Source organism: Pseudomonas sp. PSPC2-3 (genome assembly GCF_049898265.1).
Lineage (GTDB): Bacteria > Pseudomonadota > Gammaproteobacteria > Pseudomonadales > Pseudomonadaceae > Aquipseudomonas > Aquipseudomonas veronii.
Genome location: NZ_JAFCXJ010000011.1, coordinates 168583 through 192251, shown reverse-complemented (window position 1 = coordinate 192251; position 23669 = coordinate 168583). Strand labels below are relative to the sequence as shown.

Below are 23669 nucleotides of genomic sequence, written 5' to 3'. Positions count from 1 at the left end.
GTCAGTTCCTCCGTGCAACACCATCGGTGCGCTCGATCCGCACCACGTCGCCGCCATCGCCGCCCAGCCGCAGTTCGGCCGCGCCGAACAGGCGATCCACGACGTAGTACGGCGAGCGAAAACGGTAGTTCACCAGTTGCCCGTCGCCCTGCGCGCCGATGACAAACAGCGGCGGCAGCTCGCCCTGGGCGATGCCCGGCGGGAACTGGATATAGACCTTCTCTCCATCATCGAAGGCGCGCAGAGGCTTCCACGGCGGGTTGCTGCCCGATACCGCGTAGCGGAAGCGGATCTTGTCCAGCGACAGGCCCGTATCGACAGGCGTTGTTGCCTGCGCTGCCTGCGCCTGGCGCTGCAACGCGAGCATTCGGTCTTTCGGATAGTCCCAGGACACCGACGCCATCCATGCCCTCTCGGTCGAGGTCAGCTCCAGCAGGTAGGTGCGCCGACTGGTGGTGATGACGAGATTGGTTTTCAGACCGGAGCGGATAGGCTTGACCAGCACATTGACGCGCAGATCGGCCCCGCCGCCGCTGGACGTGTCGCCCACGATCCAGCGCACGGTATCGCCGGCGGCGACCGTTACCAGTTCCTCGCCCGGTTGAAGCGAAACCACCGTCACGCGCCCCGGCGACGCATAGACCTGATAAAGCGCGCCATCGGTGAACGGCCACACCTGAATCGCGTTGACGTAGCCCTCACGGGTAGGCGCGATACGCGCTTCTGCATTGGCACGGGAAACGCGCACCTTTTCGTCGGCCGGCTCCGGCGCAACGGGGGCCTCATCGAGTTCCGGCAGGGGCTTCAACTGCGCCGGCAGCGCCAGCGGTTCAGGGACGGCGACGACTTCGACGGGCTTGGGCGGTTCGGGCAACGGCTGGGCCAGCACCGTCTCGTCGAGCGAGATGGATGGCGGCGGCTTCCCCTGCGAGGCGCAGCCCGCGAGGGCCAGCAGCGTCAAAGGAACAACGTAAAGGCGGAAACGAAGTTTCATGGTTTGGCTCCTTCGGAAGAATCCAGTTCGCGGCTCCATGACAGGCCGTTGACGTAGATACCCAATGGGTTCTTGAGCAGGCGCTGTTCAGTACGCGGGGTTTGCAGGACGGTCGAAAGCACGGCGTTCCAGCGTTCGGTGCCGGCGGGCGCACCGTTGACATAGCGCTGCTCTGTCCAGCGCACGTTGAAAGACGTGTCGCTCGCGCGAACCACGCTGGTGATTTGCACCGTTACCGATTCCTTGCCGATGCGGGCGAATGGGTCATTGGTGCGGGCGTAGTCGTTGAGCACCGCCGCGCCCTTGTCGGTGGTGTAGTCGTAGGCATCGAGCCAGTTCTGCCGCACCACGATGGGGTCGATGGACAGCGAGCGAACCAGCGTCACGAAGCGCGCCAGGTGGTGCGCGATCTGCGCGTCGCCGGGCCGGTACGGCGTGGCGGCCTCTCCCACGGCGCGCACCTGCCCGGCTTGATCGACCTCGATGACATAGGGCGTCACGATGGACTGCGCCGAGCGCCACACCAGGCCGCCGGCCATCAACAGCGCGAGCACTAGGCAGCCGAAGGCCATCAGGCGCCAATTCTTCGCCTGCACGCGGGCGGAGCCGATACGGTCGTCCCACACCTGGGCGGCGGCTTGATACGGGGTGGCAGGCTGCGGCGTATCGGCGTAGCGCACCTGCGGTCGTTTGAATCGCATGGGTGTTCTCCTTGAAGGTTAGGTATCGGAATCCCGCAGGCTCGGGCCTTGCCCGGAGCCGCCGCCGTCGCCGCCGCGCAGCGTGTGGGCGGCAGTGGTCGCGGCATGGGTAGCCTGCTGGCGGCGGTGCATCCGCTTGGCCCAGGCCGGTTGCTGTTGCTTCTGCGAGCCTGCGGTGCCGTCTGCGGTCTGGCCGGGGCCAGCACCGTCGCTGCCGGCTTCTGTGCCGTTCCAGCCAGCGCGGAAGGAGTCGGCCACCTTCTGCCCAACAGCGGAAGCACCAGAGGTGACGCTGCGGCCTGCGGCTTGTGCGCCAGTCTTGGCGACATTGCCGAGGCCAGCCGCCGCGCCCTTGGCACCGCCGCCGGCCGCAGCGGAACCGGCCTGGAACGCCGATCGGGCACTGCCGGCCGCCGAAGTCGCGGCACGCGCACCGGCACCGGCCAGCTTTGCGGCCGCCGGGGCCATTCGTGCCCCGGCCATGACGGCGCCGCCCACGCCCGTTACGGCGGCGCCGATGGCAACGCCGGTGCCGACAGCCCCGACCGCAGCACCAGCCATCGCGCCCGCACCAAGCTGTGGCGCACCGGACACCAGGCCGGTGGCGATACCGGGGCCGAAAATGCCCAGCGCCAGCAGCGCGAGCGAGGCCAGCATCACGACCAGCGCGTGGTCGATGGATGGTTCGTCGGGATGCACCTGGAACTCGGCGAACAGGCCTGAACCGATGCCGACGATGACGGCCAGCACCAAGACCTTGATGCCTGACGACACCACGTTGCCTAGCACCTTTTCCGCGAGGAACGAGGTCTTGTTCCAGAGTGCAAACGGGATCAAGACGAAGCCGGCGAGCGTAGTCAGTTTGAACTCGATCAGCGTGATGAAAAGCTGTACGGCCAGCACGAAGAAGCAGAGGATCACCACCAGCCAGGCGATGAACAGAACCACGATAGGGTCGATGTTCACGAACACCTCGGGGAACCCAGCCATGTCCCCGATCTGTTCCAGAATCGGCGCGGCTGCGTCGATGCCGGTCTTCGCCAGCCGGCCCGGCTGAAGGAAGTTCTCCATCGTGATGGCCGAGCCGGTAGCGGTAATTCCCAAGCCGGCGAACGAGCGGAACACGATGCTCGCCAGCCAGTTGAAGTTGCCGATGATGTAGGCGAACGCGCCGACACAGAGCACCTTGCGCAGCAGCTTGGCGATCACGTCGTCGCCCTGGCCGGTGGCGTGGCTCATGGCCCAATACAGGCCAGCGATCGTCATGTCGATGACGATGAGCGTGGCGGTGAGAAATGCCACTTCGCCCTGCAATAAGCCGAAGCCCGAGTCGATGTAGCGCGAGAACGTATCGAGGAAACGGTCGATGATGGTCACGTCGTTCATGGCGAATCCTCGGGCGGAGTGAGCGGAACGGCGCCCTCTGGCAATTCATCTGCGGGCGTATCGAAGCTCGGCGGAATCGGCGGGAGTTCAGCCAGCGAGTTGTATTCATCCGGCCCGGTATGGCCGGCGAAGAAGCGCCGCCGGAAGGCTTCAGCGGCGGCGCGGCAGGCATCCTCGCCCACGGCCTGCCGGTCGGCCGCGCATTGCCCGCGCAACGCCTTGAGCCGCACCGGATCTGCGGCCAGGGCGTCGGCCAGGTTCTCGGCCGGCTGCTGGCCGCACGCGGTCAGCAGCACGGCCATCAGGACGGAAGCGCATCGCATGGCCGCCTCCGGTCAGTTGTTATAGAAGTTGACGGACTGCGGCGTGTACGGCGTGCCGGTGCCCAGAAAGCGCCGCCGCACTTCGCGGGCGCGCTCCATAGCCGCCGCTTGCCGCGCCAGTTCCAGTGAAGCGGCCCGGTCTTGCGTGATCTGGAGCTGCTGCGCCTGGATCGACTGCTTGGCCTGCAAAGCCAGGAGCTGGTTCGTCGCCTGCATCGCTTGCAGCGCGCCGGTGGCCGACTGGCTCTGGCTCACGAGATCGGCCAGCGCGCTTTCGTCTTGGGCGAGGTTCTGCGACACCTGCGCCTGCATCCGCATCGCGGTGTGCAAGCCGTTCAAGGTGTTCTGCCAGCGTTCGCGGGCGTCCTGTGCCATGCGGTCGCCGCTGATGGTGGCGGCGTACTGTTCCGGGTACAGGCGGGCGAACGTGGCATCCATGCTCTGCACGTCGTAGGCCAAGCCGCGCGCCTCGGCGATCAGGCGCTCGGTGGTGGCGAGCGTCGAGCGCAGGCGGTTGACGATGTTGAAGTCGAGATTTGCCAGGTTCCTGGCCTGGTTCATCAACATCTGCGCCTCGTTCTGAAGCTGGTTGATCTGGTTGTTGATCTGTTCCAGCGTGCGCACGGCGGTCAGCGTGTTCTGCACGAAGTTGGACGGGTCGAACACCGTCAGCGCGGATGCGGGCTGCACGGCCAGCAGCGATACCGACAGCACGGCAGCGAGTGAGACAGAGAGCAAACGGGGCTTGGTCTTCATGGTGAAACCTCCAGCGGTTGAGAAGCGAGAAAGGAAGCTGCCGCCGGAGCGGACGGCAGCAGGTCGGCGGCCCAGCCGAGGCCGCGATGGCGCAGCCACGCGCCGGCGAAGCCGGGAGCGCCGGCCTGCGTCAGCACGCGGTCAATATCGCGTTGGTCTTGAGGGGTGGATGCGCCCGCGAATGCGAGCGCGACAGGCCCCAGGTCGAGGTCGAACAGGCGATTGCCGAGGCGCGACTGGTAGTAGTAATCGCGCTTGGGCTGTGCGGTCGCCACGATCTCAATCTGGCGGCTGTTCAAGCCGAAGCCTTCGTAGATCGTGCGAATCTGCGGCTCGGTGGCCTGCGGGTTAGGTAAGAAGATCCTGCTCGCGCAGCTTTCGATGATGGCTGGCGCGATGGTCGAGTCCTTGATGTCGGCCAGCGACTGCGTGGCAAAGATGACGCTGACGTTCTTTTTTCTGAGCGTCTTGAGCCATTGCCGGATGCGGGCCGCGAAGGACGGCTCATCGAGGAACAGCCACGCTTCATCGAGGATCAGCAGCGTGGGCGCGCCGTCAAAACGTTCGTCGAAGCGGGCGAACAGGTAGCGCAGCACTGCTTGCACGGCGGCGGGGCTGTGCATCAGTTCTTCCATCTCAAAGCCCTGCACGTCGGCCATGCCCAGCCGGTCGTGGTCAGCGTCCAGCAGCTTGCCGTGGGCGCCGCCCAACACATAGGGCGCGAGCGCTTGGCGCAGCGCGTTGGACTGCAATAACACCGACAAGCCGGTCATGGTGCGCTGCTCCACTGGCGCACCGGCAAGGCTTCGCAGCGCCGACCAAATGGCAGCCTTCTCGTCCGGGCCGACCGTCACGCCTTCGTGCAGCAGCCGGCCCTCCACCCATTCGGCGGCCCAGGTGCGGTAGCCCTCGTGGGCTATTCGCGCGAGTGGCTGGAAGGCGATGCCGCCATCGGCACCGAGGTCGTAGTGCTCACCGCCAAGGCCGAGGATGGTGGCGCGCATCGAGCGCCCCATGTCGAAGGCGAAGATCCGCGAGCCGAAGTAGCGCCGGAACTGCATGGCCAATATGGCGAGCAGCACCGACTTGCCCATGCCGGTCGGCCCGGCGACAAGGGTGTGCCCCACGTCGCCGATGTGCGTCACCAGCCGGAACGGCGTCGCGCCATCGGTGCGGGTGACGATCAGCGGCGGGCCATCGAGGTGTTCGTTCTTCTCCGGCCCAGCCCATACCGCTGACATCGGCATCATGTGCGCCAGGTTCAGCGTCGAAACGATGGGCTGACGCACGTTCGCGTATGCGTTGCCGGGGACGGACGACAGCCAGGCATCGACTGCGTTGAGGGTTTCGGGGATGGTCACGAAACCCCGGCCCTGGATGACGCGCTCCACCATGCGCAGCTTCTCGTCGGCCACGGCCGGGTCGGCGTCGAGCACCGTCACCGTGGCGGTGAGGTAGCCGAAGGCGACTTGATCGCTGCCCAGCTCCTGCAAGGCGGCATCGGCGTCGGCGGCCTTGTTGCTGGCATCGGTATCGACCAGCGGGCTTTCCTGCTGAAAGATCGTTTCGCGCAGCAGCGCGATGACGTTCTTGCGCTTGGCGAACCATTGGCGCCGCAAGCGCCCCAATTCCCGTTCCGCCTCGGCTTTGTCCAGGCACAGGAAGCGCGTACTCCAGCGATACGCAAAGCCCAGGCGGTTGAGGTCGTCCAAGATCCCCGGCCAGGTCGAGGTCGGGAAGCCTCGTACCGACACCACGCGCAGGTGCTGATCGCCCAGCATGGGCGCCAGGCCGCCGACCAGCGCGGCATCGGCCAGCAGTGCGTCGATATGGAACGGCACGTCGGGCACGCCGACGCGATAGCGCCGCGTGGAGACTGTGGCATGCAGGTAGGTCAGCGTCTGGCTATCGTCCAGCCAGGCAATCTCCGGCATCACACCATCGAGCAGGTCGAACACGCGATCGGTCTCTGCCACGAAGGAATCAAGCCGACCACGCCAGTCCACACCCTCAGTGGGCCGGTTCTCGTACAGCATCCCAGCCGCACGGGCGCGAGACTCTTGCGGCGGTAGGTGTTGCAACGTGAAGTGATAGACGCTCTCGAAATGGCCATCCGACTCCTCGAACGCCGCGCGTCGCTCCTCATCCACCAGCCAGGACAGTGGTTCGGGAAAGGAGGATTGCGGATAGCTCGATGCCCGCATCCGCTCGGCCTCGATATAGAAGGCCCAGCCAGACCCGGTACGGCGAAGCGCGTTGTTCTGCCGCGCCGACGTGGCAATCAGCTCGCCCTGTGTCGCACTGTCCAAGTCGGGGCCGCGAAACTGGAACGTGCGTTGAAACGAACCATCTTTGTTCAGCACAACGCCCGGCGCGACCAGCCCGGCCCAGGGCAGCCAGTCGGCAAGCAAGGCCGGGCGCTGACGATATTCGGCAAGGTTCAGCATGGCGTCCTCCCCTCACACGTCCAGAAGCGGGCGGTGTTTGATATGCCGCGCGAAGACCTGCATGAACTGCGGATCGACGCGCGCACCCCATACGGCCAGCGAGTGGCCGACGATCCAGAGCACCACGCCGGGAATCCACAGTTGCAGGCCCAGCCCGACGGCGGCGGCTAGCGTGCCGTTGGCAATCGCCACGGTGCGCGGCGCACCGCCCAGCAGGATCGGCTCGGTCAGCGAGCGATGCAGCGGCACTTCAAAGCCCGGAAGATCGGTGGCCTTACTCATACGACGGCCCCTCCGGAGAAGCTGAAGAACGACAGGAAGAACGAGGACGCGGCGAACGCGATGGACAGGCCGAACACGATCTGGATCAGCTTGCGAAAGCCGCCGCTGGTATCACCGAACGCCAGCGCAAGCCCCGTCGAGATGATGATGATCACCGCCACGATCCGGGCGACTGGCCCTTGGATGGATTCGAGGATGGAGGTCAGCGGCCCTTCCCACGGCATCGAGGAACCGGCGGCCTGCGCCGTGCCCGCCAGCAACAGCATCAGCGCGGCCAGCAGCAGCCCTTGCCCTGCGGGACGGGCCAGGTGGCGCAGCCGCGCCATGCTGGACAGGCGAGAAATAGGATTTACGGAAAGACGGAAAGCATCAACGTGCGTCATGGCAGTTCTCCAGGTTGGTCAGGGGTCGAGGAAGGCGCAGCGGCAGCGGCTGCAAGAGGAACCGGCGGCAGCTCGGGAAACGGCGTTTCCAGCGCATCTGTCAGGCGATAGCCCGCACCGTCGAAGCCGACGACACGGGAGATGGTTTCGACGTGACGTTTGCGGCCACGGCCTGCGATGTGAATCACCACGTTGACCGCCTCGGCGATCAGGGCGCGGGGCGGATTCACTGCCACTTCGAGGATCAGTTGCTCCAGACGCAGCAGTGCGCCCAAGGCGGAGCCGGCATGGATGGTGGCAATGCCGCCGGGGTGGCCGGTGCCCCAGACCTTCACCAAGTCCAGGGCTTCGCCGCCACGCACTTCGCCGACGATCACGCGGTCAGGCCGCAGGCGCATCGTGGCCCGCACCAGCTCGGTCATTGTGACGACGCCGGCGCGGGTGCGCAGCGGCACATGGTCGCGGGCCGCGCATTGCAGCTCGATGGTGTCTTCGAGCACCAGCACGCGGTCGCCTGTGGCGGCGATCTCGGCCAGCAGCGCGTTCGCCAGCGTGGTCTTGCCGGTGCTGGTGCCGCCGGCGATCAGGATGTTCTGCCGCTCGCGCACGGCGCGGCGCAGGAACTCGGCCTGCCCGGCGGTCAGGATGCCGTCGGCCACGTAGCGATCCAGGCCGATGATGCTCACGGCCCGCTTGCGTAGCGCGAAGGCTGGCCCCGGGGCGGCCGGAGGCAGGATGCCCTCGAAACGCTCGCCGGTTTCCGGCAACTCGGCGGTCAAGAGCGGCTGGCCGCGATGCACCTCCGCGCCGACATGCGCGGCGACCAGGCGGATGATGCGTTCACCATCGGCCTCGGGCATCTCCACGCCCAGCGGCGAGCGACCCGACGACAGCCGATCCACCCACAGGGTGCGATCGGGGTTGAGCATGATTTCCACAACATCCGGATCTTCGAGCGCAGCGGCGATCAGCGGCCCCATCGCCGTGCGCAGCATCTGGATGCGGCGATCCTGGGACGCCGCGGCGGATGAGCGAGATTCAGGCGGAATCTGCGGAACGGCACTCATGACGCACGCTCTGCAGCTCGCTCATCGGCGGACGCCATCGCTGCTGCGTCATCCATCCGCATCGGATCGGGGTGCAGTTCCTCCACCACGTCGCGCACCAGACTGCGGCCACGCAGCAGGTGGCGACCCAACTGCTCGACGAACTGCTCGAAGCGCGCTTTGCCCTGGGCGCGGGCCGCGTCCTTGTGGGCTTCTGGCACCGGCGTGCTGATGGTCAAGAAATAGCGGATGAACAGCGCCAGCGTTTCGATCTGGATGTTCTGGTCGCGCTCCATGCGTTCGGTCTGCCGCGACAGTCGATCCAGCCGCTTGGCAATGGCGGCCTCACGCTGGTCGCCCGCATCGGGTGACAGCCAGGACGCCAAGGCCGCTGCGACGATGGAGGACTTGGACACGCCTTTCTTGGCGGCAAGTTCATCCAGGCGCTTGGCGTGCTCGGGCTGGATGAAAAGATTGAGGCGGTATTGGCTCATAGGTCGATTCCGTCGTTGGGGTCGAGAGAAGCCAGCCGGGCCGTGCGCTGCATGGCCGGGTCGAGCTGGCCGGGAAGCGGGAGCGCCAGGTCGTCGTCATCGAGCAGCTCCAGGTCGTTCGCACACGCGTCCAACTCGGGCTCGTAGGCGACGGTTTCGGAGAGTTCGAGCTGGCGGCGCGGGCCGCCGTCATCGGTGCCGCCCGGACCATCGGCGGATACCGAGGTCGGCGCCGTAGGTACGGCCGGGATCGCCAAGCCGCTCCAGTCGTCGGGGCGGGCTGGCGGCGCGTCGGCGTACCTCCCGACTGCGAGCACGGGCGGTGGCAGGACGCGATCCTTGAAATTGGCGTCGACGTAGTAACGCAGCTTCTTCGCGCGGATCGGGGCAACGCTGGACACCATGACTACGGCGTCCTCAGGTGGAAGCTGCATCACCTCGCCGGGCGTCAGCAGCGGACGTGCAGTTTCCTGACGCGACACCATCAGGTGCCCCAGCCACGGAGCGAGGCGGTGGCCCGCGTAGTTGCGCTGCGCGCGAAGCTCGGTGGCGGTGCCGAGGGTTTCGGAAATCCTTTTCGCCGTCCTTTCGTCGTTGGTGGCGAAAGTCACCCGGACATGGCAGTTGTCGAGGATGGAATGGTTCTGCCCATACGCCTTGTCGATCTGGTTCAGGCTTTGAGCGATGAGAAAGCTGCGGATGCCGTAGCCGGCCATGAAGGCAAGCGCGGACTCGAAAAAATCGAGGCGACCCAGCGCCGGAAACTCGTCCAGCATCAGCAGCAGCTTGTGCCGGCGCGCGATGCCATCGCTGCCGTCGAGCGATTCGGTCAGCCGCCGCCCGATCTGGTTCAAGATGAGCCGGATCAGCGGCTTGGTGCGGCTTATGTCGGAGGGCGGCACCACCAGATAGAGCGATACCGGGTGCTCGGCGGAAATCAGGTCGGCGATGCGCCAATCGCAGCGCGATGTGACTTCGGCCACGGTCGGGTCGCGGTACAGGCCGAGAAACGACATGGCGGTGGAGAGCACGCCCGATCGCTCGTTGTCCGACTTGTTGAGCACTTCGCGGGCAGCGGATGCGACAACCGGGTGAGGCGCATCGCCCAGGTGCTTCGTCGTCATCATCCGGTGCAGCGTCAGCTCGAACGGACACGCCGGGTCGCTGAGGAAGTTGGCGACGCCGCGCAGCGTCTTGTCCTCGCCTGCGTACAGAACATGCAAGATTGCACCGACCAGTAGCGCGTGGCTGGTCTTCTCCCAATGATTGCGCTTCTCTAACGCACCTTCAGGGTCAACCAGAATGTCGGCGATGTTCTGCACGTCGCGCACTTCATGTGCGCCGCGCCGGACTTCAAGCAGCGGGTTGTAGGCGGCCGACTGCCTATCGGTGGGGTTGAAAAGCAGGCAGTGCGAAAAGCGCGAACGCCAGCCCGCCGTGATCTTCCAGTTCTCTCCCTTAATGTCGTGAATGACGGCGGACGCCGGCCACGAAAGCAACGTAGGCACCACCAAGCCCACGCCCTTGCCCGAGCGCGTGGGTGCGAAGCTCAGGACATGTTCCGGCCCCTCATGTCGGAGGTATTGGTCGTCGTGTTGGCCGAGGAAGACGCCCGCCGGGAGGGTCAGTCCAGCTTTGCGGATGTCGACGGCATCGGCCCAGCGTGCCGAACCATAAGTCGTAACCAGCCGCGACTGCCGAGAACGCCATACCGACATGGCGATGGCGACGAGTAAAGCGAACAAACCGCTACCACCCGCAATCGCACCGCCTGTGTCGAAGACGTGCGGCGCGTAGGCATCAAAGAAGAACCACCATTCGAACAAGCGCCACGGGTGATAAACCGGTACACCTAGAAGATCGAACCAGGGCGATCCGAGGCGTACTTGATAGCCAAGGGTCGCTGCTGTCCATTGTGTGGCGCCCCAGACGCCGGCGATCACGATGCCGATTACCACAGCGATCTGGCCGAACAGAACGTTCGTCCCTTGCATGACCTGTCCTCCGATTTCTCCTGCGCTGGTGTCTCATTGAAAGCGTTGCACAGGGGGTGTCGCAGGCGTCAGGATCGGTTCTGGGCTAGTGCCGGTCAAAGACCGTTCGCAGCACAATGGTCGAGGGAAAAGAAAGAATGAGCGCGGTGGCGAGTCAAAGAAAAGCGCCGCAAGCGAAAGCGCACTGCGGCGCATACAGAGTTCCAAGCAAGTTACCCAAAAAAAGCCGTCAATGGGCCTTGCTTCCACTCATAGGCAATATTTAGATATCATGAAAAACGATGATATTTAAGATTGGAATAAAAATGAAAAATATCAAGAGTATGGATCTCAACTTGCTCAAGGCGCTGGACGCATTGTTAGACGAACGCAATGTGACACGGGCGGCGGCCCGTCTGGGACTAACCCAGCCGGCCTTGAGTGGCATGCTGACGCGGTTGCGCGAGAGCTTCGGTGACCCGCTTTTCGCGCGCTCGCAGCGGGGTATCGTTCCAACGCAGCGGGCGCTGGATCTAGGGATGCCTGTCAAGCAGGTGCTCGCCGAAATCGACGCGCTGCTCCAGCCACCTTCCTTCAATCCGGCCACCGCACAACTGACCTTCTCCATCGCCGCGACGGACTATGCGCTGCGTGCCGTTGCTGTCCCATTTCTATCGGCACTTAAACGGCACGCACCGCGTGTACGAGTCTCATTAGTGCCAGTCGAGAGCGGGCAGCTACAGAACCAGCTTGAGCGCGGTCAGATCGATTTAGCCCTCCTGACGCCAGAGATCACTCCGCCAAATCTGCATGCCCGAGAGCTGTTCAAGGAACACTATGTGTGTGTCCTGCGGGAAGACCATCCTGCGGCTATGGGGCGCAAGCTGACCGTTAAACAGTTCTGTGCTCTCGACCATGCGCTTGTTTCCTACGATGGTGGAGGTTTCCGCGGCGTCACCGACGATGCGCTAGAACAGTTGGGCAAACGACGCAGCGTCACACTGTCGGTCAAGAGCTTTCTGATCTTGCCAGACATCCTGCGTGCCAGTGACATGGTTGCGATCTTGCCGAGCCGCTTGGTCGCCGGTATGGACAAGCTGGCTATCTCCCTGCCGCCGGTGAAGATACCGGGGTTCACCAAGACGGCTGCTTGGCACGAACGCACCCATCACGATCCAGCACATCGCTGGATACGAGCACTGCTGTTCACTTCCTGTGCTAACAACAAGTAGGCAAGATCGCTCCTATCGTCATGCTCAGCACAACTCTACCTCGCACTACAAATAAGCAATCAGTCGGCTCAATTGGAGACGCGCCCTTTCGTAGCGCCGCTGCGAGATAGCCTAGTCGGTGGATGGCAGAACCTAGGCCTTGATATCATATTTTATGATATCAAAAATAGAAACTTAGGATTTCACTTATTGCAGATGGAGGCTCATGATTTGCTCCATGACCACTTGAATGACGCAGCCACCCCTGTTGCGTCATCGACATTTTGTGAAGGAGCTTCGATATGAGCAAGCAACAGAACGCCATCCTCTGGCCCGAAGGCTACACGCCGGGCTTTACTGAGAATTTCGCCTCCAATGAGATCATCGCCGCCGGCTTGAGCGCGGCCGACGTATGGCCTCTACTCGTCACACCATCGCTGTGGCCAAGCTACTACGCCAACTCGGCTAACGTGTGCTTTCATGACGGCAAAGGCCCGGTACTGGCCGACGGCGATCGGTTTTACTTCGAGACCTTCGGCTTCCCGGTAGAGGGGCAGTGCAACAAATACGTGCCACCTGCGGATGGGCAACCCGGCCGCGTGGCCTGGCACGGCTGGTCCGGCGAGGAAGGCACAGATACGCGCCTGGATGTGCATCACGCCTGGCTGGTTGAGAACCTGGACGGCAGGCGCGTGCGCATCCTCACGCAGGAAACTCAGAAGGGCAAACCGGCCGAGGAGCTGCACAACGCCAAACCCAACCCGATGATCAACGGCCATCAGGACTGGCTCGACAGCTTGGTCGAGGCAGCGCGCAAAGCCAAGCAGGCGTAGTGGTCTCCGGCCGCTTGATCCCAAGCGTCTGAACGGAGAAAACCATGATGAGAACTCCCCTCAGGATTCTGCTGGTCCTGACTTCGCAGGCAACGATGGGCGACGAACTGCTCAACCGCGAATGGTTCCGCAGTCGGACCGAAGCGAAGGTGCTGATCGAACGTTGGCGACAGTTCTACAACGAGCAGCGGCCGCATAGCGCGCATGCTTACAAACCGCCGGCGACGATCCGGCGCAACTGGATCCAATCCGATAGCATCCCCTCCGAACTCACTGCCTGACTGGCTACAAAGTTCGTACTCAGGTCACCTTGGCGCAGGCACTGAAGGTGGAGCCACCCGGAATGGGTGCTCCCACCGCCTTACGCGCACTGGCTCGAACTCTCCCGAGGCGCCGGCAAGCTCGTCACATAGCGACTAGAGAGAGGAGGTGACCGTACGAGTTCCCAGCGCCCGATCCACTCTGGGAGCTGGGTCGCCTAGCGACTACGCTACCAATGGAGCTAGCGATCAACTCGATAACTTGAGCGTGATAACGCCCAGGATGATCAACGCCACGCCAAGGTATCGCATCAGGGAGGTTGGGTCGCCATAGAAATGAATTCCGACTAAGAAAGTTCCCGCCGCTCCGATACCCGTCCACACCGCATAAGCAGTCCCAATCGGTATCTGACGCTGAGCAAGCCATAGGAAGGCGCCGCTAATTGTCATGAAAGAGACGGCTACTGCGACCCCACTCCAACGCGATGTTGGCTCTTGCGCCATTTTCAGCCCGACCGGCCATCCGATTTCAAACAATCCAGCCAAAACAAGATAGATCCAACCCATTGCGATTCTCCTTCAAATTTTTCATATCCGGCATACATACTCCGGCATGACCACCAGCTTAGAACTTCGGCGGCTCTTTAGGCGTGGTGTGGGGCACATCGCCATCTTCGTAAAAGCGCTTTCGCGTAGCCTCGGCAACCCGGTTACATAGTTGGTCGCCCAGCATTGGTCGATCCAACTTGCATTGCTTGCGCAACTCTTTCAGACGCTCAGGATTGAGCGCTAATTCATCGACTGTCGGAAGGTTGGCTTTATCTGGTTTCCCAGATGGGCTGCAGGCTGCCAATGTCGAGGAAAGCAATATGAGAGCAATCTTCTTCATGGTTAATTTTCTTTGGGAGATTGTGTGATGGTTTACCGCCGACCTTTGGCATCTGGAGATTTGATCGAATGAACGCGTTCCATGAAGCGAGTCAGCATTTCTGACGGCTCGCTGGCCGGCCGTAGTAGATAGGTCGTGAGCATTGGCGAACGTCCAGTCAGCGGCCGTGCGACCACCCCCTGTTCCCTGCTGGCTGTGATATGCGCGCCTCCTGTGAGGCCTAGTGCAAGTCCCGCCGAAACCAGGACCATCATTAGATCGCTGGAAGTCACGCGTTCGGCAATCAGTGGCTCTATGTCCACGCGACGTAGCACCCGTTCAACTTGCCGAGCATGGCCCTCACACGCCACCGCGTCGCAGAGCACCAGCGGATACCGCAACAGCTCTTCTAGGGGAATCTGTTTGTGGGATAGCAAGGGGTGCCGTGCGGGCACAGCTACCATCAGAGGGTCACTCCACACCGGCACGGCGATGATGCCTTCGCCGACTTCATCCGATTGAGCGAAGCCGAGATCGTACAGTTCGCCACACAATCCCTTGATTTGCTGTGCCAAAGGCACCTCGAAGAAGCGAACTTCCACTTCCGGCTCTTCCTGCCGGCAGAGCGCCAACAACGCAGGCAGGCGCGATGGCGTGATTCCATCAGACAATGCAATACGGAGCTGGCAATGAAAGCCATTGGCTGCGGCGTTCACACTGTCGCGCGCCTGCTGCAAAGCTGCGAAGACACGCGGCACGCTCTCAAAGAAGAGCCTGCCCGCACGAGTCAAGCGGGTGCTCCGAGTGGTTCTCGCAAATAGCGCTACGCCCAACTCTTCCTCAAGTTCCTTGATGGCGCGCGACAGCGGCGATGTCTCTATGTGGAGGCGCTCTGCGGCTCGGGCAAAGTGCAGCTCCTCTGCCACCGCCAGAAAGTAGCGCAGGTGTCGAATTTCCATGTTCGCATTCCTCATCACTCAGGCCTCACCACCTTCGCCTTGCGTCACGCTATTTAGCTAGCCTTCGCAAGCTGCTCCAGCATGTTTCTGCGATCAAACAGGAGAGCCGGATAATGCTTTTGCCAGGACGCCCCATTGCATGGCTGTCTCGGCCCGCGTGCGGATCAGCGAAGCCTGCGCTGACAGCACCCCGGCCTCAGCCTCGGCCACCACCGTGGCGTCCACTTGTCCCGCCTCGAACAGACGTCGGCTGCGATCGAGCTGACGCTCCGCGACTGCGACACCCTCGGCCTGATGCTCCAGTGCTGCGTGCTGCGTATGCCAACCGAGATATGCGTTCTCTACGTCCTGCAAAGCACTCAACAAAGTGCGCTCGAACTCCGCACGGGCAGCTCGGCTGCGCGCCTCTCCGGTCTCGATGCCGGCACGGATCGCGCCACCATCGAAGATCGGCAACGACACCCCGGCCCCAAGTGAAAAAATGTTTCCAGTGATGCGGGTTCCCACACTCTCTACGCGCTGCCGTCCGCCGCTCAGGTCCAACACCAGCCTGGGGAAGCGTTCGCCTTCGGCTGCGTTCCAGCGCGCGGTTTCGGCGGCGAACTTCGCTTCGGCGGCGCGCACGTCGGGCCGCTCACTCAGCAGGTCCGCAGGTATGCGTGTCGGTGTCCAGTCCGGGACGGCGAGCGACGCAAGAGTTGGGGAAGCTGCAGGCGCTCCGGGCGTTTGTCCCACTAGTACATCGAGTGCATGCGTCGCCTCGCCGCGCGCACGCCGCAGTTGCTCTTGCTCCACGCGCAGTGCGACGACGCCGGCGCGGGTACGCTCGATGTCGAAGCCGGTAGCTTGTCCGGCCTCGAACTTCCGTTGCATCAGCAAGACGAGTCGTTCTGCGGATGCCAGCCGCGCCGCGGCTAGCGCTTCGAGCTCACTGGCTTGGCGCTGCTGCACAGCCGCCGACACTGTTTCAAACGCGACCTGCCACCGCGTGGCAACCCACGCTTGTTCGGCTGCCACCGCATCCAGGCGCGCACCTTCTGCTGCCTGCGAAAGCCGTCCCGACAGGTCTGCCTCCCACGATGCGGACAACGTGGCGCGGCCATCATTGCCGATTGCAACGTTCCCTGAATAGTCGCGTCCTCGAGTTGCCTGCGTGCCCGCGGACAACGAGGGGAGCAGGGAGGCCCGTGCTCGCCGCGTGGCGGCCGATGCCTCGTCCACGCGCGCTCGCGCAATCGTCAGTTCGGTATTGCGCTCCAGCGCCGCCCGGACCAAGGCATTGAGGTGCGGATCGCCGTAGGCCGTCCACCAATCGACGGGAAGAGTACGGCGGGACGATTTGTCCAAGATGCCTTCACCTCCCTCTTCATTTGAGAAATGGGCCGGTACATCCAGGCGAGGTGGATCGGCAGAGTGCGGGGCATGGCTGCAGGCCGCAAGAAGCAGTAGCGGAGAAATCATGGCAATGAGGCGATAGCGTTCAAGAATTTGAGACATGGCAGCTCCTTGCGCTCCGAAAAAGTCTTGACGGACTGTTGTATGGCTTCTACTATACCGTCTGGACTGTATATGACTCAAGCTTTTTTGGAGCACGACCATGCCGCCCCGCGCGAAAACAAAGTTGCCCCCCCCGTCCACTGCCCATAGCAGCGCCGATGCGCAGCCCGGCCTCCAGCAAGGAGCCCAGCGAACTCGCGACCGCATCCTGCAGGCCGCCCGCGAACTGGTGCTGGAGGAAGGTGCCAGTCGCTTGACACTGGACGCCGTCGTTGTGCGGGCCGGGTTGAGCAAAGGGGCGTTTCTCTATCACTTCAAGACCAAACGCGATTTGTTCGTGACACTGATCGACGAGATGATCCGGGCGTTCGACGCGGTACAAGCCAATCACGAGCGCAGGTTTGCCGGAGATCCGGACCCCTGGCTGTCGAGCCAGGTGGAAGCGATGCCCGACGACGAGATGCAGAAGATGGGCGCAGCGCTGCTCGCGGCAGCTGCGGAAGATCCAACACTTCTCGACCCACTGCGCGAGTGTTACCGCGTGCAGTACGAACGCGTGCGTCGATCCCCGCGTGGCACCGAGACCGCGGCACTCATCATGCTGGCATTGGATGGCGCCCTGTTCGCCGATCTTCTGGGTTTGCCAATACTCGCACCCGCAGAGCGGCGGCATTTCTTTCGGGCGCTCCAGGATCTCGCCTCGGGCCATCTCGAACTTGTCCCGGCAAAAGGACGCACATGAGTCGCGTCCGTAGCGGTGTCATGACCGCGTGCGCACCGCGCTCCTTGGCGGTTGCTTGCACACTATCCATTTCGACTCTGCTCTCAGGGTGCGGAAACTCGCAATCCACCGTATCCGAGCCTCCGCGCGCAGTGAAGCTCGCCGCCGCGCAGTCGGATCTCCCGCATAGCTCTCGCATCGAATTGACTGGCTCGGCGCGAGCAACCGAGCGCAGCATCCTAGGATTTGAAACAGGAGGACGGATCGCCAAGTTGAACGTCGACGTGGGTGAACGGTTCTCCCGCGGCCAAGTCCTGGCAGAACTTGATGCGCAACCTGACCGGCTTCGCGTGACACAAGCGCAAGCATCCCTGGCGGCCGCCGAAGCCGGCCTGATGGATCGACGTGTACAGACAGATCAACAGCGCCGGTTGCTCGAAAGCGAAGTCATCTCCCCTGCTGCGTTCGAGAGCGCGAAGGCGCAGCTAGCGGTCGCAGAGGGTCAAGCGCGCACTGCCAAGGCGGCGCTTGGCCTGGCCGAACGAGCACAACGTGGCACGATGATCGTCGCTCCTTTCGATGGTGTCGTGGCGGAAAAGCTGGCTTTGGCGTTCACCGACATTGCTGCTGGTGCGCCGGTATTTCAGGTCGACGGCGTGCGCAGTGGCACTGAGATCATCGCGAACGCGTCTACTACACAGGCACCTCACATAGATGTCGGCCAACGCGCAGAACTGAGCTGGAGCGGAGCCGAACAACCAATCCGAGCGGTGGTACGTCGTGTCGGTCTGCGCGCCGAAAATGGCTCGCTCCTACCCGTGGTGCTAGTGCCTGAAGATAACGCGCAAGCGCGCGCACTTCGGCCAGGTATTCCCGTACAGGTCGTGCTCGACGCACCTGCGGCAACCTCCAAGACCTCTCGGCCCGAGACTGTATCCATACCTTATGCCTCGCTGGTGCTCGGCACGAAGCCGGGCGAGGCTTCCGTCTTCGTCTACACCCCTGAAGATAAGAAGGTGCACCGTCGCGCGGTGCGCTTCACGCCGGTACAGGAAGGAGACAGCGCGCGCGTCCTCGCTGGACTCAAGCCCGGCGAGACGGTGGTTGCCGCCGGAGGAGGATGGCTCACCGATGGACAGCCAGTGACACCACTGGAAGCCACCACTCAATTGACCAAGCGCTAACGCGATCCACCAGGTTACTTCATCATGAAGATCACCGAGATGGCGCTGCGCGCCAGTCGACTTACCTACTTTGTAGCGCTCATCATTTTCGTCGCCGGCATCGCGACCTTCCTGAATTTTCCTTCTCAGGAGGAGCCGACTGTCACGGTCCGCGATGCGATGGTCACGGCGTTGAACCCGGGGCTGCCCGCCGAACGCGTTGAGCAACTCATTGCCCGGCCGATCGAGGAGCGCTTGCGCGAACTGGCAGAGGTCAAGCGCGTGACGAGCACCGTGCGCGCAGGCAGCGCCATGATCCAGGTCACGATCTGGGACCGCTACACCGACTTGGCACCGATCTGGCAGCGCGTCCGGGCCAAGGTCGCCGATTCGAAGGATGCCTTACCACAGAGCACGATGGGGCCTTTCGTCGACGAAGACTTCGGCCGCGTCGCGGTTGCCTCGATTGCGGTCACTGCACCAGGTTACTCCATGAGCGAGATGCGCGTCGCGCTCAAGCAGATGCGCGACCGCCTGTACACCGTGCCTGGTATTGAGCGCATCACTTTCTACGGCCTGCAGGAAGAGCGCGTCTATCTCGAATTCGATCGGCCTAGGCTCGCGCGATTGGAGCTGACACCACAGGGGGTGATCGACCAACTCGTCAAACAGAACGTCGTCGCTTCGGGTGGACAAATTGTTGTCGGCGGCATCAATGCAACCTTGGCGGTCAGTGGCGAAGTGCGTGACGCTCCCTCCCTGCGAGCAATGCCGATCGCGCTGCCACGACCGCAAAGTAGTACGGCGCCCGTGCCGACGATCGCATTGGGTGAACTGGCGCAGGTGAGTGTGCGGCCAGCCGATCCGCCGGAATCTGCTGCCATCTACAAAGGCCAGCCCGCTGTCGTCATGGCGGTTTCGATGGCCTCCGGTCAGAACGTGGAGCAGTTCGGAAAAGCGCTCAAAGCACGGGTTGCAGACCAGGAGAAGCTGCTGCCGGCGGGTTTCGATCTGTCATACGTCACTTTCCAGGCCGATGTCGTCAAGCACGAGATGGGCAAAATGAACCACGTCATGATGGAGACGATCATCGTCGTCCTCGGTGTCGTCGTGCTATTTCTCGGTTGGCGCACCGGGATCATCGTGGGCATGATCGTGCCGTTGACGATCCTCAGTGCACTCATCGTCATGCGCGCGATGAACATCGAGCTTCAGAACGTCTCGATGGGCGCCATCATCATTGCGCTCGGCTTGTTGGTGGACAACGGCATTGTGATTGCCGAAGACATCGAACGCCGCCTGGCCGGTGGCGAAGATCGTAAGCATGCCTGCCTCGAGGCGGGCCGCACGCTCGCCATTCCGCTGCTCACGTCCTCGCTCGTGATCGTGATCGTGTTCTCGCCGTTCTTTTTTGGCCAGAACGCCACGAGCGAGTATCTGCACAATCTCGTGGTCGTGCTGGCACTGACGTTGTTCGCTTCGTGGCTGCTGTGCCTGACTGTCACGCCCCTATTGTGCTACCACTTCGCCAAACCCCATCACAAGCAGGAGCAGGGCGACGCCTATGACACCCGCTTCTACCGTGGCTACCGGCGCGTACTGGAGTGGGTGCTCCACCATAAGGCGGTCTATGTAGCGTCGATGATCGCGGCGCTTGCCATTGCGCTGTATGGCTTCACCACCCTGCCGTACGATTTCATGCCCAAGTCCGACCGGCTTCAGTTCCAGATTCCGGTGCAGCTCGCCCCCGGTACCGACTCGCGCGAAACGCTCGCCCGCGTGAAGCAGATCAGTGGTTGGCTGGGCGACACGAACATCAATCCAGAAGTCTCCGATCACATCGGCTACGTCGCCGATGGTGGCCCGCGCTTCATCCTTAGCCTGAATCCACCACTGCCGGCATCGAACATCGCGTACTTCGTTGTCACATTGAAGCCGAAGAGCGACATCGACGCCGTCCTCGCCCGCACCCGCAGCTACTTTGCGCAAGCACATGGCGACGTGCGCGCCGAGCCCAAGCGTTTCTCGCTCGGTGCGACCGAGTCAGGGACTGCCATTTATCGCGTCAGCGGTCCGGATGAGGAGGTATTGTTGGGGGCCGCGTCCAAAATCGAAGCAGCGCTGCGCAAGCTGCCCGGCACCATCAACGTCAAGAACGATTGGGATACGCGCGTTGGCCGCATCGACGTACGGGTCGACCAGGACCGCGCGCGTCGGGCGGGCGTGACGACTGAAGACATCGCTGGCGGGCTGGATGTCCGCTACAGCGGCAGATCGATCTCGGTTATTCGCGACGGTGACACCTCCGTCCCGATCGTCCTGCGCAGTATCGTAAGCGAGCGTCGCAGCACGGCAGACGTAGGCGCGACGCTCATCTATCCCACCAACGGCGGTCCAGCGGTGACGCTGGCTCAGGTCGCAGACGTATCGCTCGCGAGCGAGCCCTCGGTCATCCAACGGCGCAATCTCATCCGCACGATCACCGTGCAAGGACAGAACACCTCTTACACCGCCCAGGAGATCATCAACCGCCTGGCGCCTAGCGTCGCTGCCCTGGACCTGCCCGCGGGCTACTCGGTTGAACTTGGCGGCGAGATCGAGGAAGCCGCCGAATCGAACGCCGCGCTGTCGACCTACATGCCCCTCGCATTTCTGGCGATGCTGATGCTGTTCGTATGGCAGTTCAATTCTTTCCGCAAGCTCGGTGTGATCCTCGCGACGATCCCTTTCACGCTTATCGGCGTGGTATTGGCTCTGAAGCTGACCGGCACACCTTTCAGCTTCATGGCGACCTTCGGCGTACTGGCCCTGTTCGGGATCATTGTCAACAACGCCGTGCTCTTGCTGGAACGCATCGACCAGGGGCTAGCGGAAGGCCTGCCACGCCATGAAGCCTTGGTTGGGGCCGCGATACAACGGCTTCGTCCAATCGTGATGACCAAGGTCACCTGCATTTCGGGACTGGTGCCACTCATGCTCTTCTCCGGACCATTATGGAAAGGGATGGCGATCGCGATGATCGGTGGGCTGGCACTCGGAACGCTGGTGACGTTGGGCTTGATTCCGCTGCTTTACGAAGTCCTGTTTGGAATCAAGCGAATTGGGCCGTGGAACCTGAGTGTCGCCACCGCGCATGGAGATCGCTCATGAGTCTCTTGCGAGCCGCCGCGTGCTGCGCATTCTCAGAATTCGTATGCACCCACGCTTCATGCGTATGTCTCGCTAGGCTTATGCGATTCAGCACCCATCCGCTGATCTGGAAATCCTGGTCGATTGTCATTGCCGCAGGGGTTCTAGGAGCGGGCTATCCACTGGGCCTGCGGGCCATCACGGCGGGCGGTCCGATGCGCTGGGTCGGCCTCTGTGTGGCAGTGACGTGCATGGCGGCCAGCGGCGCACTTTTGTGGTTCGCGCTCAAGCGGATTCCGATCAGCGCGGCCTCTGCAGCCTGGGCAGGAATCGGGCTACTTGGAAACTTGGGCGTCGGCGCCCTCCTACTAGGCGATGTCGCATCGGTAACGCGCTGGTCTGGCACCGCCCTCATCGCAGCAGGCATTGCCTGTCTTAGTTTCGTTTGATCAAGGAGACCCATTATGAAGAGCAAAACTGCATTGATCCGCGGCGGCATCTTTTTTTGCGTAGCAGGCGCGCTCTCTGGATGCGCGACCAACAGCATGACGCGCTCCGGATTTCTCGGCGACTACGAGAAGTTATCGCCGACACGATACGAGAACGTACTGATGTACCGCGCAGCGGGATTCGAGCCCAAGCGTTATGCCGCTGTCGTGGTGGAAGAAGCGCAGATCAAGACCGCCTCGGGTCGCATCGATGGGCTCGATGACGCGCAGCAGCGCGAAGTGCTAGACCATGTGACGAGCGAACTGAAACGCCAGGAAGGCAAAAGTCCCGCCCCCCCAGGTGGCGCGGGACAGGTTCGGGTGCGTGTAGCGGTCACCGAACTGCAGACACCGAATCGGGCAGTCAATGCAATGACGACCCTGCTGGTTGGACCCGTGACGACGGGTGGTGCCAGCCTAGAGTTCGAAGCAGTCGATTTAAGGACGGGACGCCGAGTTGCTGCCGCCAGTTGCTTCGAGCGCGGCAACGTCATTAAAGAGTTCGCCGGTTCGTACACATTGCTGGGTCATGCCAAAGCGGCGATCACGAACTGCATCGAGCGCATCGACAGCGCTTGGCGGGACACGCAGCCATGAGCAACGCTTCACAGGCTTGGCTCCGGCAGGATGCCATGGTCGGCGGTGATCACAAATGGCTGGCGGGTGGCGACTGGACGATAGAGCACTACGCCAGTCTGGCAAAATCCGTGTCCGCCGCCCGCATCAGTCATGCCGAGGGGTACGCCACTCCCTTACTCGACTGGACGCAAGTCCAGAGACTGGACACCGCCGGCGCGGCTCTGCTGGTGGAAATTCTCGGGCCAGACTCGATACTCGACCGGCCGGAGGCAGCTCCAAATCTGTCCTCGGATCGCCTCGCCCTAATGAGAGCGCTGGCCGCCGCTGCTACCGATCAGCAGAAGACGGAGAAAGCAGCGGTGAGCGGGAATCCTCTGCTCCGCGGTCTGGGACGCATAGGCCTGACCTTGGAACAGGGCTGTCGTGCGTGTCTTGGTCTGGCCGGGTTCGTGGGCCAGATCATCGAAACATGGAGCCGTACCGTTCGTCACCCGCGTCGCTGGCGCGCGACCTCGGTGATCGCTCAAATCCAGCGATCAGCGGTGGACGCCATTCCCATCGTGGCGCTACTGAGCTTCATGGTAGGAATGGTGGTGGCGTTCCTGGGAGCAACGGTGCTGGCCAACTTCGGTGCGAGCATCTTCTCGGTGCATCTGGTCGCCTTCTCGTTCATGCGCGAGTTCGGAGTGCTGCTCCCGGCCATATTGATTGCAGGCCGTACCGCAAGCGCGTACACCGCCCAAATCGGTTCGATGAAGGCAAATGAAGAGATCGATGCGCTTCGCTCCAACGCGCTCGACCCCATCGAGTTACTGGTGCTGCCACGCGTGCTGGCGCTTCTTGTGTCCTTGCCACTGCTCACCTTAGTAGGCATCTTGGCTGGCATTGCGGGCGGCGCCACCGTATGCGCACTGAGCTTGGAAATTCCTCCCGCACAGTTCCTTGCCATCGTGCAGGAAAAAATCGAGGTGCGCCATTTTCTTGTCGGAATGAGCAAGTCCCCGCTCTTCGCGGTGATGATCGCCGCTATCGGCTGCCATGAAGGGTTCAAGGTCGCCGGTAGCGCTGAGTCGGTAGGCGACCACACGACGTCTAGTGTCGTGCAATCAATCTTCATGGTGATCCTGATAGACGCCATCGCTGCACTGTTCTTCATGGAGATGGGCTGGTGAGCGC

The 23669-nt window shown here is 62.7% G+C and carries 23 protein-coding genes and 1 pseudogene; 9 read left to right on the top strand and 15 right to left on the bottom strand.

Annotated elements, in window-relative coordinates; genetic code table 11:
* Position 1 precedes the first annotated feature (1 nt).
* Genes trbG through ACP7E3_RS25150 form a run of 11 tightly spaced genes read right to left on the bottom strand, consistent with a single transcriptional unit; the run spans position 2 to position 10806 of the window.
* On the bottom strand, positions 2-994 hold the full coding sequence (gene trbG, locus ACP7E3_RS25200; protein WP_000776560.1) for a P-type conjugative transfer protein TrbG: 993 nt from the start codon (positions 992-994) through the stop codon (positions 2-4).
* Positions 991-1695 (bottom strand): conjugal transfer protein TrbF, encoded by a 705-nt coding sequence (gene trbF, locus ACP7E3_RS25195; RefSeq protein WP_001211312.1) that lies wholly within the window; start codon positions 1693-1695, stop codon positions 991-993. The genes trbG and trbF overlap by 4 nt, the downstream gene beginning before the upstream one ends.
* An 18-nt stretch (positions 1696-1713) precedes the next feature.
* Positions 1714-3081 carry a P-type conjugative transfer protein TrbL gene (gene trbL, locus ACP7E3_RS25190; RefSeq protein WP_023093366.1) on the bottom strand — a complete coding sequence of 456 codons (1368 nt, stop codon included), beginning with the start codon at positions 3079-3081 and terminating at the stop codon, positions 1714-1716.
* Positions 3078-3404, bottom strand: coding sequence for a hypothetical protein (locus ACP7E3_RS25185; protein ID WP_014603538.1), 327 nt, complete (start codon positions 3402-3404; stop codon positions 3078-3080). Before ACP7E3_RS25185 ends, trbL begins: the two co-directional genes overlap by 4 nt.
* Positions 3405-3416: 12 nt before the next feature.
* Positions 3417-4160 carry a P-type conjugative transfer protein TrbJ gene (trbJ, locus tag ACP7E3_RS25180; RefSeq protein WP_003092277.1) on the bottom strand — a complete coding sequence of 248 codons (744 nt, stop codon included), beginning with the start codon at positions 4158-4160 and terminating at the stop codon, positions 3417-3419.
* Complete coding sequence (trbE, locus tag ACP7E3_RS25175) at positions 4157-6607, bottom strand: conjugal transfer protein TrbE (RefSeq protein ID WP_000933135.1); 2451 nt, start codon at positions 6605-6607, stop codon at positions 4157-4159. Before trbE ends, trbJ begins: the two co-directional genes overlap by 4 nt.
* Positions 6608-6619: 12 nt before the next feature.
* Positions 6620-6889 (bottom strand): VirB3 family type IV secretion system protein, encoded by a 270-nt coding sequence (locus ACP7E3_RS25170; RefSeq protein WP_003092280.1) that lies wholly within the window; start codon positions 6887-6889, stop codon positions 6620-6622.
* Positions 6886-7272 carry a TrbC/VirB2 family protein gene (locus ACP7E3_RS25165; protein ID WP_000150010.1) on the bottom strand — a complete coding sequence of 129 codons (387 nt, stop codon included), beginning with the start codon at positions 7270-7272 and terminating at the stop codon, positions 6886-6888. Before ACP7E3_RS25165 ends, ACP7E3_RS25170 begins: the two co-directional genes overlap by 4 nt.
* Positions 7269-8339 (bottom strand): P-type conjugative transfer ATPase TrbB, encoded by a 1071-nt coding sequence (gene trbB / locus ACP7E3_RS25160; RefSeq protein WP_023093367.1) that lies wholly within the window; start codon positions 8337-8339, stop codon positions 7269-7271. The genes ACP7E3_RS25165 and trbB overlap by 4 nt, the downstream gene beginning before the upstream one ends.
* Positions 8336-8812 (bottom strand): ribbon-helix-helix protein, CopG family, encoded by a 477-nt coding sequence (locus tag ACP7E3_RS25155; RefSeq protein ID WP_000085131.1) that lies wholly within the window; start codon positions 8810-8812, stop codon positions 8336-8338. Before ACP7E3_RS25155 ends, trbB begins: the two co-directional genes overlap by 4 nt.
* Positions 8809-10806: a conjugal transfer protein TraG gene (locus tag ACP7E3_RS25150; protein WP_001163195.1), complete on the bottom strand. Its 1998-nt coding sequence runs from the start codon at positions 10804-10806 to the stop codon at positions 8809-8811. Before ACP7E3_RS25150 ends, ACP7E3_RS25155 begins: the two co-directional genes overlap by 4 nt.
* Before the next feature lie 305 nt (positions 10807-11111).
* Here ACP7E3_RS25150 and ACP7E3_RS25145 point away from each other — a divergent pair, with 305 nt between their 5' ends.
* The 3 genes and pseudogenes from ACP7E3_RS25145 to ACP7E3_RS25135 form a co-directional block, all read left to right on the top strand.
* Positions 11112-12017, top strand: a complete 906-nt coding sequence (locus ACP7E3_RS25145) for a LysR family transcriptional regulator (protein ID WP_023093368.1) — start codon at positions 11112-11114, stop codon at positions 12015-12017.
* A gap of 281 nt (positions 12018-12298) precedes the next feature.
* Entirely contained in the window at positions 12299-12829 is a 531-nt protein-coding gene (locus tag ACP7E3_RS25140) for an SRPBCC domain-containing protein (protein ID WP_426124745.1), read from the top strand.
* 101 nt (positions 12830-12930) lie between these two features.
* Positions 12931-13110: pseudogene (locus ACP7E3_RS25135) on the top strand (integrase core domain-containing protein); the annotation flags it as partial.
* 228 nt (positions 13111-13338) lie between these two features.
* Here ACP7E3_RS25135 and ACP7E3_RS25130 read toward each other — a convergent pair.
* The 4 genes from ACP7E3_RS25130 to ACP7E3_RS25115 form a co-directional block, all read right to left on the bottom strand.
* The gene (locus tag ACP7E3_RS25130; RefSeq protein ID WP_000539741.1) at positions 13339-13656 is read right to left on the bottom strand and encodes a DMT family transporter; all 318 of its coding nucleotides are present in this window, start codon (positions 13654-13656) and stop codon (positions 13339-13341) included.
* A gap of 58 nt (positions 13657-13714) precedes the next feature.
* Positions 13715-13978 carry an EexN family lipoprotein gene (locus tag ACP7E3_RS25125; RefSeq protein ID WP_000717310.1) on the bottom strand — a complete coding sequence of 88 codons (264 nt, stop codon included), beginning with the start codon at positions 13976-13978 and terminating at the stop codon, positions 13715-13717.
* A gap of 32 nt (positions 13979-14010) precedes the next feature.
* Entirely contained in the window at positions 14011-14916 is a 906-nt protein-coding gene (locus ACP7E3_RS25120) for a LysR family transcriptional regulator (protein WP_000405670.1), read from the bottom strand.
* 93 nt (positions 14917-15009) lie between these two features.
* Positions 15010-16413 carry an efflux transporter outer membrane subunit gene (locus ACP7E3_RS25115; RefSeq protein ID WP_225011067.1) on the bottom strand — a complete coding sequence of 468 codons (1404 nt, stop codon included), beginning with the start codon at positions 16411-16413 and terminating at the stop codon, positions 15010-15012.
* A gap of 100 nt (positions 16414-16513) precedes the next feature.
* Here ACP7E3_RS25115 and ACP7E3_RS25110 point away from each other — a divergent pair, with 100 nt between their 5' ends.
* The 6 genes from ACP7E3_RS25110 (at position 16514) to ACP7E3_RS25085 (ending at position 23665) form a co-directional block, all read left to right on the top strand.
* Positions 16514-17155, top strand: coding sequence for a TetR/AcrR family transcriptional regulator (locus ACP7E3_RS25110; protein WP_024944154.1), 642 nt, complete (start codon positions 16514-16516; stop codon positions 17153-17155).
* Between the two features lie 131 nt (positions 17156-17286).
* A complete protein-coding gene (locus ACP7E3_RS25105) occupies positions 17287-18318 on the top strand; it encodes an efflux RND transporter periplasmic adaptor subunit (protein WP_225984323.1) in 1032 nt (343 codons plus the stop codon).
* A gap of 24 nt (positions 18319-18342) precedes the next feature.
* Complete coding sequence (locus tag ACP7E3_RS25100) at positions 18343-21447, top strand: efflux RND transporter permease subunit (protein WP_003092293.1); 3105 nt, start codon at positions 18343-18345, stop codon at positions 21445-21447.
* Positions 21444-21875, top strand: coding sequence for a DMT family transporter (locus ACP7E3_RS25095; protein ID WP_000055206.1), 432 nt, complete (start codon positions 21444-21446; stop codon positions 21873-21875). Before ACP7E3_RS25100 ends, ACP7E3_RS25095 begins: the two co-directional genes overlap by 4 nt.
* 15 nt (positions 21876-21890) lie before the next feature.
* The gene (locus ACP7E3_RS25090) at positions 21891-22511 is read left to right on the top strand and encodes a DUF3313 family protein (protein ID WP_000837791.1); all 621 of its coding nucleotides are present in this window, start codon (positions 21891-21893) and stop codon (positions 22509-22511) included.
* Positions 22508-23665, top strand: coding sequence for an MlaE family ABC transporter permease (locus ACP7E3_RS25085; RefSeq protein ID WP_000063629.1), 1158 nt, complete (start codon positions 22508-22510; stop codon positions 23663-23665). Before ACP7E3_RS25090 ends, ACP7E3_RS25085 begins: the two co-directional genes overlap by 4 nt.
* The last annotated feature ends 4 nt before the right edge of the window (positions 23666-23669 follow it).

What these genes read in the sequence shown, in the direction of transcription:
- trbG (WP_000776560.1), bottom strand. Translation starts at nt 994, where the DNA reads ATGAAACTTCGTTTCCGCCTTTACGTTGTTCCTTTGACGCTGCTGGCC.
- trbF (WP_001211312.1), bottom strand. Translation starts at nt 1,695, where the DNA reads ATGCGATTCAAACGACCGCAGGTGCGCTACGCCGATACGCCGCAGCCT.
- trbL (WP_023093366.1), bottom strand. Translation starts at nt 3,081, where the DNA reads ATGAACGACGTGACCATCATCGACCGTTTCCTCGATACGTTCTCGCGC.
- ACP7E3_RS25185 (WP_014603538.1), bottom strand. Translation starts at nt 3,404, where the DNA reads ATGCGATGCGCTTCCGTCCTGATGGCCGTGCTGCTGACCGCGTGCGGC.
- trbJ (WP_003092277.1), bottom strand. Translation starts at nt 4,160, where the DNA reads ATGAAGACCAAGCCCCGTTTGCTCTCTGTCTCACTCGCTGCCGTGCTG.
- trbE (WP_000933135.1), bottom strand. Translation starts at nt 6,607, where the DNA reads ATGCTGAACCTTGCCGAATATCGTCAGCGCCCGGCCTTGCTTGCCGAC.
- ACP7E3_RS25170 (WP_003092280.1), bottom strand. Translation starts at nt 6,889, where the DNA reads ATGAGTAAGGCCACCGATCTTCCGGGCTTTGAAGTGCCGCTGCATCGC.
- ACP7E3_RS25165 (WP_000150010.1), bottom strand. Translation starts at nt 7,272, where the DNA reads ATGACGCACGTTGATGCTTTCCGTCTTTCCGTAAATCCTATTTCTCGC.
- trbB (WP_023093367.1), bottom strand. Translation starts at nt 8,339, where the DNA reads ATGAGTGCCGTTCCGCAGATTCCGCCTGAATCTCGCTCATCCGCCGCG.
- ACP7E3_RS25155 (WP_000085131.1), bottom strand. Translation starts at nt 8,812, where the DNA reads ATGAGCCAATACCGCCTCAATCTTTTCATCCAGCCCGAGCACGCCAAG.
- ACP7E3_RS25150 (WP_001163195.1), bottom strand. Translation starts at nt 10,806, where the DNA reads ATGCAAGGGACGAACGTTCTGTTCGGCCAGATCGCTGTGGTAATCGGC.
- ACP7E3_RS25145 (WP_023093368.1), top strand. Translation starts at nt 11,112, where the DNA reads ATGAAAAATATCAAGAGTATGGATCTCAACTTGCTCAAGGCGCTGGAC.
- ACP7E3_RS25140 (WP_426124745.1), top strand. Translation starts at nt 12,299, where the DNA reads ATGAGCAAGCAACAGAACGCCATCCTCTGGCCCGAAGGCTACACGCCG.
- ACP7E3_RS25130 (WP_000539741.1), bottom strand. Translation starts at nt 13,656, where the DNA reads ATGGGTTGGATCTATCTTGTTTTGGCTGGATTGTTTGAAATCGGATGG.
- ACP7E3_RS25125 (WP_000717310.1), bottom strand. Translation starts at nt 13,978, where the DNA reads ATGAAGAAGATTGCTCTCATATTGCTTTCCTCGACATTGGCAGCCTGC.
- ACP7E3_RS25120 (WP_000405670.1), bottom strand. Translation starts at nt 14,916, where the DNA reads ATGGAAATTCGACACCTGCGCTACTTTCTGGCGGTGGCAGAGGAGCTG.
- ACP7E3_RS25115 (WP_225011067.1), bottom strand. Translation starts at nt 16,413, where the DNA reads ATGTCTCAAATTCTTGAACGCTATCGCCTCATTGCCATGATTTCTCCG.
- ACP7E3_RS25110 (WP_024944154.1), top strand. Translation starts at nt 16,514, where the DNA reads ATGCCGCCCCGCGCGAAAACAAAGTTGCCCCCCCCGTCCACTGCCCAT.
- ACP7E3_RS25100 (WP_003092293.1), top strand. Translation starts at nt 18,343, where the DNA reads ATGAAGATCACCGAGATGGCGCTGCGCGCCAGTCGACTTACCTACTTT.
- ACP7E3_RS25095 (WP_000055206.1), top strand. Translation starts at nt 21,444, where the DNA reads ATGAGTCTCTTGCGAGCCGCCGCGTGCTGCGCATTCTCAGAATTCGTA.
- ACP7E3_RS25090 (WP_000837791.1), top strand. Translation starts at nt 21,891, where the DNA reads ATGAAGAGCAAAACTGCATTGATCCGCGGCGGCATCTTTTTTTGCGTA.
- ACP7E3_RS25085 (WP_000063629.1), top strand. Translation starts at nt 22,508, where the DNA reads ATGAGCAACGCTTCACAGGCTTGGCTCCGGCAGGATGCCATGGTCGGC.